A 13,116-nucleotide genomic window follows, 5' to 3' on the forward strand; every position below is an offset into this window, starting at 1 on the left:
TCTCGCTTACGGTCTCAGGTGCGGGGTCGGGGTCCGGTCGGCTGCGGGGCGTCCGGCGGTCCGGAGGCAGAGGTCGTCGAAGGCGTCCAGCGTACGACCGACGTCGTGCCGCCGTCGGGTGAGCGGGTCCGGCACGGCCTGCTCCCGCGGTGGTGCGGGTGCTCGTGGGTGTGGGGCAGGCGTGGAACGGCTGATCTGGAGTACGCCCACCAGGGCCAGCGCCCAGCAGCCCAGTCCGGCGACCACGGCGACCGGGGTGAGCCCGGGGGCCTCGCCGAGCAGACCGATCCCGATCGCGACGGCGACGAACGGGTCGACCAGGGTCAGGCAGCCGACCGTGACCTCCGGCGGTCCGGACGCCTGGGCCTTCTGGACAAGCCAGAAGCCGGCGAGAACCGTGAGGGCCAGAGCGGCGAGCGTGCCGCACAACAGCAGGCTCACGCCGGACGTCGTGAACTCCTCGCCCGCCGCCCGGATCAGCACCGACATACAGCCGTACGCGCTCCCCGCGCCGATGGCCGCCGCCAGACACCGCCGCCGGCCACTCAGCGCCCCTGCCAGCCCCGCGCAGCCGGCCACCATCGCCAGGACCAGCAGTCCGGCCCACAGCTGGGCGGTCGCCGTGACGGAGGTGGCAACGGTGATCCGCGCGGCCAGCGTCGCGAAAGCCCCCGTCCCGGCGACGACCGCCAGCAGCGAGAGCCCCGTGGCCGCGCCGAGCCGGGCACGGCGTGCCCGCAGCCCCCACAGCACGCCCACCACGACGCCGCTGACGCCCAGCGGTTGCACCACCGTCACCGGAGCCAGCCGCAAAGCGGTCACGTGCAAGGCTGCACCGGACGCCATCAGGGCCAGACCGGCAAGCCAGCGCGGCTGCCGGACGACGGCCGGCCGCAGTCCGGCGGTGGCACCGCGCGTCGGCTGGTGCAGAGCCTGGTGCTGGAGCCGCGCGCCCGCCGCGTAACAGCACGCGTCCACCACGGCCAGAACGATCGCGAGTGCCGTCACGGCCGGCTCTGGCCGTCGTGTCGTGGGTCGGCCATTGCGAAGGCGGTGCGAGCAGCCATCATCAGCTGCCGCAGATCACGGTGACCGGCGGCGGCCGGCGGCGGAAGGGAACTCTGCATGCCCACCAGACAACGCCGGCCCGATAAGGCGGGTACCGCTCGCCGCGTGAAGCTTCCATGAAGCCGCTCATCCCAGTGAGTACTTTCCATCCTGCATTCGCAGGTGGGAGGCCCTGGCCTGGCTGCGGCCGGAGTGAGTCAGCAGGCTGCGGGCCGTGATCATCTGCTGTGATCATCCATCAGGCGACCGCTACACAAGGAACCCCCGGCGGGTTGGCGCCGCCGACCTGATCCGCAGCCACTGCGGCGGATGCGGTCATCAACGGCAACAGCTTCCTGCTGTCGTTCCGTCATCGAATGCCTCCGCGACCATGGCCTCCTGACTGTATACCGAGTAGTCTACTGAGTAGATAGTGAGGCTGGAGGTTTTATGAGCGTGCGTCACGCCCTGCTGGCACTACTCAGCGAAGGCCCCAAGTACGGGTTGCAGTTGCGGCAGGAGTTCGAGGACCGGACCGGGGACGTCTGGCCGCTCAACACCGGTCAGGTGTATACGACGATGCAGCGGCTCGAGCGCGACGGGCTCGTGGAGTCGGACCCCGGTGACACCTCGGACGGGCCCCAGAAGAGATACCAGATCACCGCGTCCGGCAAGGACGAACTGGCCGTGTGGCTACGCACACCTCCGGGCGTTGACGCGCCACCTCGTGACGAGCTGGTGATCAAGGTGTTGGTGGCGCTCCGGCTGCCCGGCGTCGACGTACGGGACATCCTCCAGGCGCACCGTCGGCACACGGTCACGCAGATGCGGCAGTACACCCGGCTGAAAGAGGATGCGCCGGACGACCTGTCGCTCCTCCTGGTCGCTGATGCCCAGCTTTTTCGGCTGGAGTCCCTGGTCCGCTGGCTCGACTCCGCGGACGGGCGGCTGAAGCGCCACGGCGTCGACGCGCTGCGCGCCGGACACGGCAACGACGACGCCCCCGTTCCCTCGGCCCAACTCCCGGGAGTCCCGCGATGACCGCACTGCTCGAGCTCCGCAACGTGTCGATGACCTACGGCTCGGGGACCGCTGCCGTGCGCGCCCTGGACGGCGTCGATCTACGCGTTGACGCGGGTGAACTGGTGGCCGTCATGGGCCCCAGTGGCTCCGGCAAGTCGACCCTGCTCACCATCGCCGGGAGCCTGGAGGAACCCACCGCCGGCGAGGTGCTCTTCGAAGGCACACCGCTGTCCGGCCTGAGTCCCAACGACCGGGCCCGGCTGCGCCGCCGCCATATCGGCTACGTCTTCCAGGACTTCAACCTGCTGGCCGGGCTCACCGCGGTCGAGAACATCACCATGCCGCTCGAGCTCGACGGCGTGAAAGCGAAACAGGCCCGCAAGGAGGGCATGCGCGCGCTCCAGGAGCTCGGGCTCGCCGACCGTGCGGGCAGCTTCCCCGACGAACTCTCCGGCGGCATGCGCCAACGCGTCGCCATCGCCCGTGCTCTGGTCGGTGAGCGGCGGCTGCTGCTGGCCGATGAGCCCACCGGCGCCCTTGACTCCGACACCGGCGAGGGCGTCATGCGCCTCATCCGGTCCGCCTGCCGCGAGGGCGCGGCCGCGGTGCTGGTCACCCATGAGTCCCAACTCGCCTCCTGGGCCGACCGGGTGGTGTTCGTACGGGACGGTCTGGTCGTCGACACCAGCCCCGCCTCCGACGGCCCGGACAGCCTCCTGTCCTCCACCAGGGAGACGGGGCGGTGAGCGCCACGACCCTCACCCCGGCCCAGGACCGGCGGCCGGACGGCGGTCTGCCCGCACGCAGCGCCGTGGTGCGCTGGGCGTGGCGGCTGCTGCTGCGCGAATGGCGCCAGCAGCTTCTGCTGGTCTGCCTGGTCGCCTTCACGGTGGCCGCAGCCGTGTGCGGTCTCGCGGCTGCCCACGCCTATCCTGCCTCCGCGGCCGGTACCTTCGGCTCCGCGCAGCAGCGCGTGCGCCTCGACGGCGCCGACCCGCAGCAGATACGGGCCCAGGTGGCGGCCGCACGGACCAAGTTGGGCCGGGCCGAGGTCATCGGCCACCGGGCCGTACCCATCCCCGGCTCGGTGCGGTCGCTGGACGTCCGCGCTCAGGACCCGCACGGCCGTTACGGATCGCCGATGCTGCGCCTGGTCAGCGGGCGCTATCCCGCCGCCGGTACGGAGATCGCGCTGACCCGGTCCGCCGCGGACCTCTTCCGCATCCGGCCGGGTGCGCAGGTCACCCTCGGCGGCCGGCTGCTGAGCGTCGTCGGCCTGGTGGAGAATCCGCAGAAGCTGGACGACCTCTTCGCGCTGGCCGCCCCCGGTTCGCAGGTCGCGGCCCGTCCGGCGACCTCGGCCGTGGTCCTCGCGGACGTCTCGCCCGAGGCCTTCTCCGCCTACCGGCAGGCTGATGACGGCCCCAAGTTCGTCCAGGAGCGCAAGGACTTCGACCAGGCGCCGATCACCACCTTCGTGTTCGCGCTGGCCACCGTGGTGCTGCTGCTCGTCTCGCTGGTGGCCGCGGCCGGCTTCGCCGTCCTCGCGCAGCGCCGACTGCGGCAGCTCGGGATCCTGGCCTCGATCGGCGCGACCACCCGGCATCTGCGGCTCGTTCTGCTCGCGCACGGTGCCCTGACCGGCGTGTGCGCCGTGGCGGCCGGCATGCTCGCCGGCGTACTGGCGTGGCTGCCGCTGGCTCCGCACATGGAAGACGCCGCCGGTCACCGCATCGACCGGCTGGCCCTGCCCTGGGCCCTGCTCGTCCTCGTCGCGCTCGTCGCCGTGCTGGCACCCACGGCAGCCGCGTGGTGGCCCGCCCGTGCGGTGGCCCGTATTCCCGCCGCCCGGGCGCTGTCGGCGCGGCCGCCCCGCCCGGTGCCGGCCCGGCAGTCCGTATGGGCGGCGCTCGTCCTGCTCACCGCGGGCTTGGGCTGCCTGGCGGCGGCGCACCGCAGCAACGGGCTGCTGATCTCCCTGGGCATCGTCGCCTTTGTCCTCGGTCTGCTGCTGCTCAGCCCGCTGTTCGTACGGGTTATGGCCGCGACGGCCGTCCGGATGCCCTTCACCGCCCGGCTCGCGATGCGGGGCCTGGGCCGCTATCAGGCCCGCTCCGGCGCCGCGCTAGCGGCGATAACCCTCGCGATCGGCATCCCTGTAGCGGTATCGGTGCTGGCCGCGGCCAGCGAGGTGTCGGCCGAGCGGGGAAACCTGGCGGCGAGCCAGCTGCTCATCCGCATCGGCTCGCAGGAGCCCGTCATCCCGCGGCTCAGCGCCGCCGAACTGGTACGGGTGCGCGGCGCCGTCGACGAGTACGCCGACGCCCTGGGCACCACCGCGACGCCGCTCGCGATGGCCTACGCCACCGATGCACCGCAGTCCAGGCGCGGCGATGTGGATACCGGCGCAGGCCAGCCCGTCGTCGAGGTCGGCCGCAAGACCGGCCCGCACACCTGGCGCAGCTCCGCGCTGTATGTCGCCACCCCCGAGACCGCGCGCCACTTCGGCTTCGACCTGGCGACGGCGGCCCCGGACACCGATGTCCTCACCCCGCTCCGGACCCGGCTGGAACTCCTGGGCACCACGCGGCGCGACCTCGTCGCCCGCACCCGCCACATCCAGGGCTCGGCCTACACCTCCGTGCCCGACGCGTTCCTGACCCCCGCCGCACTGCACCGGCTCGGCTGGCACACCATTACCGTCGGCTGGTTCGTACAGGCCCCGCACGACCTCACCGCAGCGCAGCTCACCGCCGCCCGCGACCTGGCAGCCGCCAACGGCCTCGTCACCCAGGCCCGCGACCGGCAGGACGGCCTCGCCACGCTGCGCTGGGCGTCCGTGGCAGGAGGCGCCGTGCTCGCCCTCGGCGTCCTGGCGATGACGGTCGGCACGATCCGCGGCGAGGCCGCGGACGAGCTGCGCACCCTCACCGCGACAGGCGCGACCACCACGATCCGCCGCAGCCTCACGGCCGCCACCGCCGGATTCCTGGCCCTGGCCGGAGTCCTGCTGGGCACCGCCGGGGCGTACGCGATCCTGCTCGTGGCGTACGCCGATGACCGCAGCCCCCTCACCCGCGTCCCGTACATCCCGCTCGCGCTCACCCTCCTCGGTCTCCCCGTGGCCGCGGCAGCCACCGCGTGGCTCGCCGCCGGCCGCGAACCAGGATCGATGACGCGGCACCTGCTGGAATGACCGTCAGGCCGACGCCCTTCTGGCGACGACGTCGGCCTGGGCGAAACCGGGCTGCTCAAGTCGCTGCGGCAAAGTCTCGGAGGCCGCTTCGACTGGTGGTCACGATGCAGGGCCGCCCAGGTGGAAGTCACCTGGGCGGCGCCGTGCGTGGGGCAGGCTCAGCCGTTCGCCCCGGCCGGGGTCGTGGTGGTCTTGAAGCCCTCGGTCTTGTTGGCTTCGATGGCGAAGTCATTGGTGAACGTCGTGCCGAGGTTCACCGACGAGGTCGCGTGGCCGACCAGTTCCAACGTTGCCAGAACGGTCTTCGGGCCGCCGGCCGGCATGATGCCGTCCGGGAGGAACTGGCCCTTGTCCTGGGTCAGGGCGTTGATGTAGTCGGCCTTGGTCACCAGCTGGTTCGACACGAACGACGCTGGCAGCTTGTTCGCGATGTCGGCCGCGCTGTGGCTGTCGATCCAGTGCATGGTGGCGACAAGCGCGTCGACGACCTTCTGCACCGCCTCCTTGTGCGAGTTCACCCAGTCGGTACGGGCGATGACACTCGCGGCCGGCCAGGCGCCGCCCATCGCGGCCTTGGCGCCCGCCGTGGTGGCCAGGTCGATCGCCGAGGAACCGACGCCCTTCTTCTGGATCGCGGCGACCGTCGGCTGCGTCGTCATGACACAGGCGGTCTTGCCGTTCTGCAGCGCGGCTACGGCGGTGGAGCCCGCGCCGACCGCGATCCGGCTGAAGTCCTTGTTCTTGACGTTCTTCTGCGCGGCCAGGAACTGGGTGAGGATGTCCGTGCCCGAACCCAGGTCGGTGACGCCGAGCGTCTTGCCCTTGAAGTCGGCGGCCGAGTGGACGCCGCTCTTCGCGGTACACATCTCCCGCTCGCCCGGCGCGCCGGACAGCTGGACGACGTCCTCGACCGCCTTGCCCTTCACCTGGAACTCGATCGTGTGGTTGTACCAGGCGCCGGCCATGTCCACCTGCCCCGAGGCCATGGCCTCCTCTGCGCCGACACCGCCGTCCTGCTCGGTGCTCAACTGGACGTTGACGCCGTACTTCTTGTAGTAGCCGAGGTTCTGGGCGAGCTGGTACGGCAGGTAGATCTGCTTGTCGAGGCCGCCGACCATGAGCTTGACGGTCGGGGTGCCGCCCGAGCCGCTGGTCTGGGCGGAACTGCTGGAGTCGCTGGAGCAGGCGCTGGCTGCTCCGAGGGCGAGAACGGTGAGGACGGACGCGGCGACGGCGGCGGTTCGTCTGGACATGGCTGGCCACATTCCTTTGCTGGGGCGGAACAGGGGTGGAAGAGATGAGACGGGGAGGGCGGGGTCAGAGGGTGTTCGCCTCGGACGGGGACGGCGGGCGCCAGGAGAGCAGCCGGTGCTCGAGCTTGCTGATGAGCCACTCGGCGCCGAGCACGATGACCGAGATGACGAGCATCGTGGCGAACACGCCGTTGGGGTCGAAGTTGTTCTGCGCGGTCTTGATGACCAGGCCGAGGCCGCTCTGCGCGCCGAGCACCTCGCCCACCAGCGCGCCGACGATGGCGAAGCCGAAGGCGCTGTGCAGGCTGGCGATGATCCAAGTGAGCGCGGACGGCACGATGACGTGCCGGATGATCTGCATCTGCGAGGCGCCCAGCACCGTGGCGTTGGCGAGAATGTTGGCATCGACTTCCCGGACGCCCTGGAAGGCGTTGAAGAAGACGATGAAGAACACCAGCACCGCGGCGAGCAGGATCTTCGGCAGCACGCCGACGCCGAACGCGACGATGAAGATCGAACCGAGGACGATACGCGGGATCGCGTTCACCATCTTGATGTAGGGGCCGAGCACCTCGGCGAGCAGGCGGCTCTGGCCCAGCGCGACGCCGAAGATCACTCCGGTGACGGCCCCGAGGGCAAAGCCGACGAGGGCCTCCTGGATCGTGGTCCAGATATTTGAGTAGAAGGACCCGAACTCGGTGCCCTGCTGGAAGAGGTCGACCAGCCGCTTGGCGATGCCGGACGGCTGCCCGAAGAAGAACGGGTCGACGATCCCCCAGGTGGTGAACGCCTGCCAGCCGCCGATGACGAAGACAGCGAGGCCGATACGCCCCGCCCACACCAACGCGATGTGGCGCCGTGCGGCGCGCTTGGCGGCGGCCGCGGTCGAGGCAGGCGCCCTGTCCTCGACCGGAGCGGCGGAAACGGTGGACGTCGTGCTCATTCCTTACCTCCTGCGGTGCGGGCGTAGGCGCGCTCCACCTCCTCGCGCAGCGAGTCCCAGATCTGGTGCTGAAGTTCGATGAAGCGGGGCTGGAAGCGGATCTCCTGGACCGAGCCCCGCGGGCGCGGCAGGTCGATGTCGAAGACCGCCTTGACCGACCCGGGGCCGGACGTCATGACGACGACCCGGTCGGCGAGCGCCACAGCCTCGTCGAGGTCGTGGGTGATGAAGATGACCGAGGGACGGATCTGCTCCCACAGGCCGAGCAACTCGGTCGACATGATCGCCTTGGTCTGCACGTCCAGGGCGCCGAACGGCTCGTCCATGATCAGGATCTTGGGTTCGTTGATCAGCGCCGCGGCCATCGCGACGCGCTTGCGCATACCGCCGGAGAGCTGGTGCGGATAGCGGTCCTCGAAACCGGTCAGGCCCACCCGGCGCAGCCAGTCGCGCGCCGAGGCCTGGGCTTTCTGCTTGGGGACGCCGCGGAAGACCGGGCCCATCAGCACGTTGCCCAGGACGGTTTTCCAGGGCAGCAGGGCGTCGGTCTGAAACATGAAGCTGACGCCGTCGGCGACGCCGTCCACCTCGCGGCCGCCGACCTTGACCGAGCCCTCGCTGGGCCGGTCGAGACCGGACACCATGCTCAGCGTCGTCGACTTGCCGCAGCCGGTCGGGCCCACCACCGCACAGAACTGGCCAGGCTCCACGGTGAACGAAACGTCCCGCAGCGCCGTGAACACCTCACCCGCGGGAGTCAGAAAACGTTTGGTGAGCCCGGAAATCTCGACTCGTGCGCTGTCCTGGCCGACCTTCTCGGCGACCGGGCTCATCGCGGCATCGTTGCGCGAAGCCATCTGGCCGTCTCCTTCCTGACCTCGGAGTTCGAGGAAGGCAGACGCTAGAGGCCGCTCCGTATTACGTCGCTGTTTCCTACGTATCCCGCGTTAGCCGGGTTAGCAGGGGTTCTGCTCGTTCTGCTCAGCAGGCAGGGGGGTGGGCAGAGTGTCCTTGGTGGGGCACAATCACGCCACCACGGGTACGGCGAAGGGGCCGGCCCGGCAGCACGACAAGGGCGAAGGCACCTGTGATGCCCATGCGTATCCGGATCGGCCGCGGCGGGAAGGGGAGGCTCTCCGCGCGGATCCTGGCCAGCCAGCTGGCCATCCTGGCCCTCACCGGAGCCATCGGCTTCGTGCTGTTCGCGTTCGCCCAGCGGGCCGAGATCGACCGTGCCTACGAGCAGCGGGCACTCGACATCGCGCAGACCACCGCCGCCGAGCCGCAGATCCAGCAGGCCATGGAGTACGGCGGTGGCGGCGACATCGTGCAGACGGTCGCCGAACGGATCCGCAAGGCGTCGGGGGCGTCGTACGTGGTCGTGATCGACCTGCACGGCATCCGCCACTCGCACCCTGACCCGGAGCTGATCGGCGAGCCGGTGGGCGATCCGATCGTGGTACTGGACGGTCATCCGCACGTGGGCTCCGACCAGGGCGCGACCGGGCGGTCCGCCAACGGCAAGGCTCCGCTGTACGGGCCCACGGGCAAGCTGGTCGGCGAGGTGTCGGCGGGCATCCCGGAACACGACGTGCTCGGCGAACTGTTGCGCGAACTGCCCACCTTCGGCCTGTACGCCGCGATCGCCACCACGCTCGGCTCGGCGGCCGCGTTCCTTCTGGCCAGGCGGCTGAAACGGTCGACCTTCGGACTGGAACTGGAGGAGATCGCCGGACTTCTCCAGGACCGCGAGGCCATGCTTCACGGCATCCGCGAGGGAGTGATCGCCTTCGACCCCGACGGCAGGATCAGCGTGGTCAACGACGAGGCCCGCCACCTGCTCGGCCTCGGCACGGCGCTCGGCAGCACGCTCGATGAGGTGCTGCCCGACGGGCGACTGCGCCGCGCCCTGGACGGCACCCTTACCGGCGCCGACCTCAGCGTGCTGACCGACGACCACTGCCTGGTGGTCAACCGGATGCCGGTGGCGCTGCACGGCCGTGAACTGGGCGCGGTGGTCACCGTACGGGACCGCACCGAGCTCATCGGGCTGCTGCGCGAACTGGACTCCGTACGCGGACTGACCGACGCTCTGCGCGCCCAGCAGCACGAGTTCACCAACCGCATGCACACCGTGGCCGGGCTGCTGGACATCGGCGACCACGACGCCGCCTACGAGTACGCCGTGGAATCGGCCGGCGCCGACCAGGCGCTGACCGAGTCCGTACGCGAGCGGATCGGCAACCCACTGCTCGTCGGGCTCATCGTGGCCAAGACCACGGTCGCCGCCGAGCGCGGGGTACGGATCGAGCTCAGCGACGATTCCGCACTCGGCGAGGACCCGCCGCATCTGCCCCGGCTGCTGACCGTCATCGGCAACCTGCTGGACAACGCGATCGACGCGGCGGTCGGCGGATCGACCCCCTCGGGCGGCCGGGAGGTGCGGCTCTCGCTGGTCGAGGCCGTCGACCAGGTGATGGTGCGGGTCGCAGACAGCGGCCCCGGCATCCCGCCCGGCGCCGCCGAGTCGATCTTCGAGGACGGCTGGTCGACCCGGCCCGACCGGGGCACCGCCCGGCGCGGCCTGGGGCTGGCCCTCGTCCACCGGCTGGTGCAGCGTGACGGCGGTACGGTCACGGTCAGCGACGGACCAGGGGCGGTCTTCACCGTCGTACTGCCACGGCCGGTCACCACTTCCGCACCACGAGACGCACAGTTCACGACGGCCTCGCCGGCAGGAGGTGACCTCAGATGATCCGGACCCTGGTGGTTGACGACGACTTCCGCGTCAGCCACATCCACTGCGACTACGTCTCCCGGGTCGAGGGCTACGAGGTGGTCGGCCGGGCGGCCACCGTGGCGCAGGCGATGGAGTCGGTGCACACCCTCAACCCGGATCTGCTGCTGCTCGACATCTTCCTGCCGGACGGCAGCGGCCTGGAGGTGCTGCGACAGCTCAGCGGGGACGAGGGTGGCGCCCGCCCCGACGCCATCATGATCACCGCTGACCGCGACATCACGTCGGTACGGACCGCAATGAAGCTCGGCGCCGTGGGATACGTGGTCAAGCCATTCCGCTCCTCCGACCTGGCCGAGCGACTCACGGCCTACCGCAAGCTCCAGCAGCGTATGGCCGTTCTCGGCCGGGCGGCCCAGACCGATCAGACCGACGTGGACGCCCTCTTCAGCGCCGCCCGGCCGCCCGCCGTCCCCCGAATCCCGGCCAAGGGTCACTCCGCACCAACCCTCGCACTGCTGCACCAGACCCTCCGCACAGCCCCCGACGCCCTGTCGGCGGCCGAGGCCGCCGAACTCACCGGCGTCTCCCGCGCCACGGCCCAGCGGTACCTCTCCTACCTCGTACGGGAGGGCATGGTCCGGCTCGAACTCCGCTACGGGGCCACCGGCCGCCCCGAACACCTCTACCGGATCATCCACTGAGCCAGGGCGCCATTTCCCGCTCCAGCAGGCACGGGACGGCGGCCCGGTCGTCAGCGCACCGGTCATGCATCCGCCCCGGTCACGAGTTCTTCGGCGAGGATCCGCTGGACCGCCTGTTCGTCGGGACTCGCAGACCGTGACGCCGGTGTTGCCGGCGCGACGGGGTGGCGTGGGTGCGCGAATCAGGCGACGGGGGCCACGGGATACGGGGCGTTCTCCTTGCGGTGGGCCAGCAGGGTGGCCAGGGCGAGGAGGGTGAGGGCGAACAGCCAGCCGCCGAGGACGTCGGTTGCCCAGTGCACCCCGAGGTAGACGCGGCTCGCCCCGACGGCGAGCGCCCAGCAGGTCAGCAGGACGACGGCGACGCGAGCCCGGGCGGGGCGCAGCGTGCGCAGGAGGGCCCAGGCCAGCAAGCCTGCGGCGAGTGCCGAGGTGGTGGTGTGACCGGAGGGGAAGGCGTAGCCGGAGGCAGGGGCGGCCCAGTCCGCGACGGGCGGGCGGGGGCGGGCGATGACGTGCAGGACGCCGTAGCGGAGCGCCTGGCCTGCTGCCAGGAAGCCCAAGGCGGCGGCGGCCCCCAACAGGCGACCGCGCATGCCCTGGCTGTGGCCGGCGATGAATCCCGCCGCAAGGGCGCACAGGTAGGGAACAGGCCCGGTGCCGGTGGCGGTGACAGCTCTGGCCAGGTGCCTGAGCGGGTCCGGGCGGTGGTGCAGCGACCAGGCGTGCGTGGTCCGGTCGAGGGCGAAGGGCGCTCCGTGACGGTGGACCAGGGTCAGGGCCAAAAGCGTGAAGAGCACAACGCACACGGACAGGACGGTCAGCTTGAGGCGCTTCAACGCGGGGCCACCAGTGGGCGCAGCCGGGTCTGACTGAGCCGCTCCACCAGCGGGACGGCGCGCCGGGCCTCCGTCATCAACAGCCAGGCGACGGCCCCGCCCACCAAAAGGCCCATGGCGGCGTCGTGCGGGTAGTGGGCGCCGACCCACACCCGGGAGACGGCCATCAGGATCGCGGCGGGCACCGCGATCGCGGCCAGCTTCCGGTCGATGAACAGGACGGCCACGGCTGCAGCGGCGGCGATGGCGGCGTGATTGCTGGGGAACGACCAGTCGCCCGGCGCCGGGCAGGCCTCCAGGGTCACCGTGTGCAGGGTCTGGCAGGGCCGGTGTTCCCTGATCACTGATTTGAGGGCGTCGTCGGTGAGGAAGGCCACGACCACCACCACCGGCGCGACCAGCGCCATGGCGGTGCGCGAGCGCGCACCGGCGGCCCGGGCGCGCCACCATGCGGCCACCATGAGCGCCGCGAAGAGCGCGAGACCGTACGTGGAGAAGAAGGCGACGGCGGAGTCCAGCCAGGCGGGTGAACGCTCGGCCAGGCCATTGACCGCCCGGTACAGACCGCCGTCGACGGAGCTGCCGCCGTACGCGAGGAGCATCAGCGCGAACCGGCCCCGGACGCCTCGGACGCAGCACGGCGCGAGCGCGACCGGCGTACTTCGAGGACGAGCGGGATCAGCGAGATGATCACGATCAGGGCGATGAGGGGCAGCAGGTAGCGGTCGACGTTGGGGATGGACGAGCCCAGCGCATAGCCGCCCAGCACCAGGCCGACGGTCCAGACCGTGCCGCCGAGCGCCTGCCAGAGGGTGAAGACGCGAGCGGGCACGTTCAGCGCGCCCGCCAGGGGGTTGAGGACGGTGCGTACGACCGGGACGAAGCGCGCCAGCACGATCGCCTTGGCGTGGCCGTAGCGGTCGAGCAGTTCCTCCGCGCGGGCGGCTCCCTCGCCGAGCTTGCGACTGCGGCTGCGGGCCAGCAGGGCCCGTCCGCCGCGCCGACCGATCCAGTACCCGGTCTGCGCCCCGAGCAGGGCACCGACCACCGAGGCGACGAGGACCTGGGGCAACGAGAGGTGGACCGCGCCATGGCTGCCGGAGACGCACAGCAGTCCTGCAGTGAACAGCAGCGAGTCGCCGGGCAGGAAGAATCCGATCAGCAGGCCGGTCTCGGCGAAGAGCACCACCGCGATGCCCAGGGCGCCGAACGCGGACAGCAGGGATCCCGCGTCCAGGATGTTCACGGCCTGCGGCATCACCGCGAGCGCGGATACGGCCATGTGTGCTGCTCCCGTTTAGTCTGGCAGGGCTGTCCTGCGCGACGGCTGGACTGACTACAGTGAAGTAGACGGTCTACATCACTGTAGACGAA

12 protein-coding genes are annotated in these 13,116 nt (G+C 70.9%); 5 read left to right on the top strand and 7 right to left on the bottom strand.

Going from position 1 to position 13,116, the window contains the following annotated elements; translation table 11 throughout:
- Window positions 1–6: 6 nt before the first annotated feature.
- Window positions 7–1,008, bottom strand: coding sequence for a hypothetical protein (locus tag OG607_RS11010; RefSeq protein WP_405721946.1), 1,002 nt, complete (start codon window positions 1,006–1,008; stop codon window positions 7–9).
- Window positions 1,009–1,497: 489 nt separating this feature from the next.
- On the opposite strand from OG607_RS11010, the gene OG607_RS11015 reads away from it, so the two are divergent.
- The 3 genes from OG607_RS11015 to OG607_RS11025 are packed head-to-tail and all read left to right on the top strand — an operon-like array spanning window position 1,498 to window position 5,266.
- Complete coding sequence (locus OG607_RS11015; protein WP_405721949.1) at window positions 1,498–2,088, top strand: PadR family transcriptional regulator; 591 nt, start codon at window positions 1,498–1,500, stop codon at window positions 2,086–2,088.
- Window positions 2,085–2,816 (top strand): ABC transporter ATP-binding protein, encoded by a 732-nt coding sequence (locus OG607_RS11020; protein WP_405721950.1) that lies wholly within the window; start codon window positions 2,085–2,087, stop codon window positions 2,814–2,816. The genes OG607_RS11015 and OG607_RS11020 overlap by 4 nt, the downstream gene beginning before the upstream one ends.
- Entirely contained in the window at window positions 2,813–5,266 is a 2,454-nt protein-coding gene (locus OG607_RS11025; RefSeq protein ID WP_405721952.1) for an FtsX-like permease family protein, read from the top strand. Before OG607_RS11020 ends, OG607_RS11025 begins: the two co-directional genes overlap by 4 nt.
- Before the next feature lie 158 nt (window positions 5,267–5,424).
- Here OG607_RS11025 and OG607_RS11030 read toward each other — a convergent pair whose 3' ends face one another.
- The 3 genes from OG607_RS11030 to OG607_RS11040 all read right to left on the bottom strand — a co-directional run bounded on the left by OG607_RS11030 (window position 5,425) and on the right by OG607_RS11040 (window position 8,319).
- On the bottom strand, window positions 5,425–6,519 hold the full coding sequence (locus tag OG607_RS11030; RefSeq protein ID WP_405721954.1) for an ABC transporter substrate-binding protein: 1,095 nt from the start codon (window positions 6,517–6,519) through the stop codon (window positions 5,425–5,427).
- Between the two features lie 64 nt (window positions 6,520–6,583).
- Window positions 6,584–7,462, bottom strand: coding sequence for an ABC transporter permease (locus OG607_RS11035; protein WP_405721957.1), 879 nt, complete (start codon window positions 7,460–7,462; stop codon window positions 6,584–6,586).
- On the bottom strand, window positions 7,459–8,319 hold the full coding sequence (locus OG607_RS11040) for an ABC transporter ATP-binding protein (protein ID WP_405721960.1): 861 nt from the start codon (window positions 8,317–8,319) through the stop codon (window positions 7,459–7,461). Before OG607_RS11040 ends, OG607_RS11035 begins: the two co-directional genes overlap by 4 nt.
- Before the next feature lie 233 nt (window positions 8,320–8,552).
- On the opposite strand from OG607_RS11040, the gene OG607_RS11045 reads away from it, so the two are divergent.
- Entirely contained in the window at window positions 8,553–10,217 is a 1,665-nt protein-coding gene (locus OG607_RS11045; protein ID WP_405721963.1) for an ATP-binding protein, read from the top strand.
- Window positions 10,214–10,903 (top strand): response regulator, encoded by a 690-nt coding sequence (locus OG607_RS11050; protein ID WP_405721966.1) that lies wholly within the window; start codon window positions 10,214–10,216, stop codon window positions 10,901–10,903. The genes OG607_RS11045 and OG607_RS11050 overlap by 4 nt, the downstream gene beginning before the upstream one ends.
- A gap of 182 nt (window positions 10,904–11,085) precedes the next feature.
- Here OG607_RS11050 and OG607_RS11055 read toward each other — a convergent pair whose 3' ends face one another.
- Genes OG607_RS11055 through OG607_RS11065 form a run of 3 tightly spaced genes read right to left on the bottom strand, consistent with a single transcriptional unit; the run spans window position 11,086 to window position 13,024 of the window.
- A complete protein-coding gene (locus tag OG607_RS11055; RefSeq protein WP_405721969.1) occupies window positions 11,086–11,742 on the bottom strand; it encodes a phosphatase PAP2 family protein in 657 nt (218 codons plus the stop codon).
- Window positions 11,739–12,344, bottom strand: coding sequence for a phosphatase PAP2 family protein (locus tag OG607_RS11060; RefSeq protein WP_405721972.1), 606 nt, complete (start codon window positions 12,342–12,344; stop codon window positions 11,739–11,741). The genes OG607_RS11055 and OG607_RS11060 overlap by 4 nt, the downstream gene beginning before the upstream one ends.
- Window positions 12,344–13,024, bottom strand: a complete 681-nt coding sequence (locus OG607_RS11065) for a DedA family protein (protein ID WP_405721974.1) — start codon at window positions 13,022–13,024, stop codon at window positions 12,344–12,346. The genes OG607_RS11060 and OG607_RS11065 overlap by 1 nt, the downstream gene beginning before the upstream one ends.
- Window positions 13,025–13,116: the final 92 nt, after the last annotated feature.

It is taken from the genome of Streptomyces sp. NBC_01537 (assembly GCF_045040445.1).
Classification (GTDB): Bacteria; Actinomycetota; Actinomycetes; order Streptomycetales; family Streptomycetaceae; genus Actinacidiphila.

What these genes read in the sequence shown, in the direction of transcription:
- OG607_RS11015 (WP_405721949.1), top strand. Translation starts at nt 1,498, where the DNA reads ATGAGCGTGCGTCACGCCCTGCTGGCACTACTCAGCGAAGGCCCCAAG.
- OG607_RS11020 (WP_405721950.1), top strand. Translation starts at nt 2,085, where the DNA reads ATGACCGCACTGCTCGAGCTCCGCAACGTGTCGATGACCTACGGCTCG.
- OG607_RS11030 (WP_405721954.1), bottom strand. Translation starts at nt 6,519, where the DNA reads ATGTCCAGACGAACCGCCGCCGTCGCCGCGTCCGTCCTCACCGTTCTC.
- OG607_RS11035 (WP_405721957.1), bottom strand. Translation starts at nt 7,462, where the DNA reads ATGAGCACGACGTCCACCGTTTCCGCCGCTCCGGTCGAGGACAGGGCG.
- OG607_RS11040 (WP_405721960.1), bottom strand. Translation starts at nt 8,319, where the DNA reads ATGGCTTCGCGCAACGATGCCGCGATGAGCCCGGTCGCCGAGAAGGTC.
- OG607_RS11045 (WP_405721963.1), top strand. Translation starts at nt 8,553, where the DNA reads ATGCCCATGCGTATCCGGATCGGCCGCGGCGGGAAGGGGAGGCTCTCC.
- OG607_RS11050 (WP_405721966.1), top strand. Translation starts at nt 10,214, where the DNA reads ATGATCCGGACCCTGGTGGTTGACGACGACTTCCGCGTCAGCCACATC.
- OG607_RS11060 (WP_405721972.1), bottom strand. Translation starts at nt 12,344, where the DNA reads ATGCTCCTCGCGTACGGCGGCAGCTCCGTCGACGGCGGTCTGTACCGG.
- OG607_RS11065 (WP_405721974.1), bottom strand. Translation starts at nt 13,024, where the DNA reads ATGGCCGTATCCGCGCTCGCGGTGATGCCGCAGGCCGTGAACATCCTG.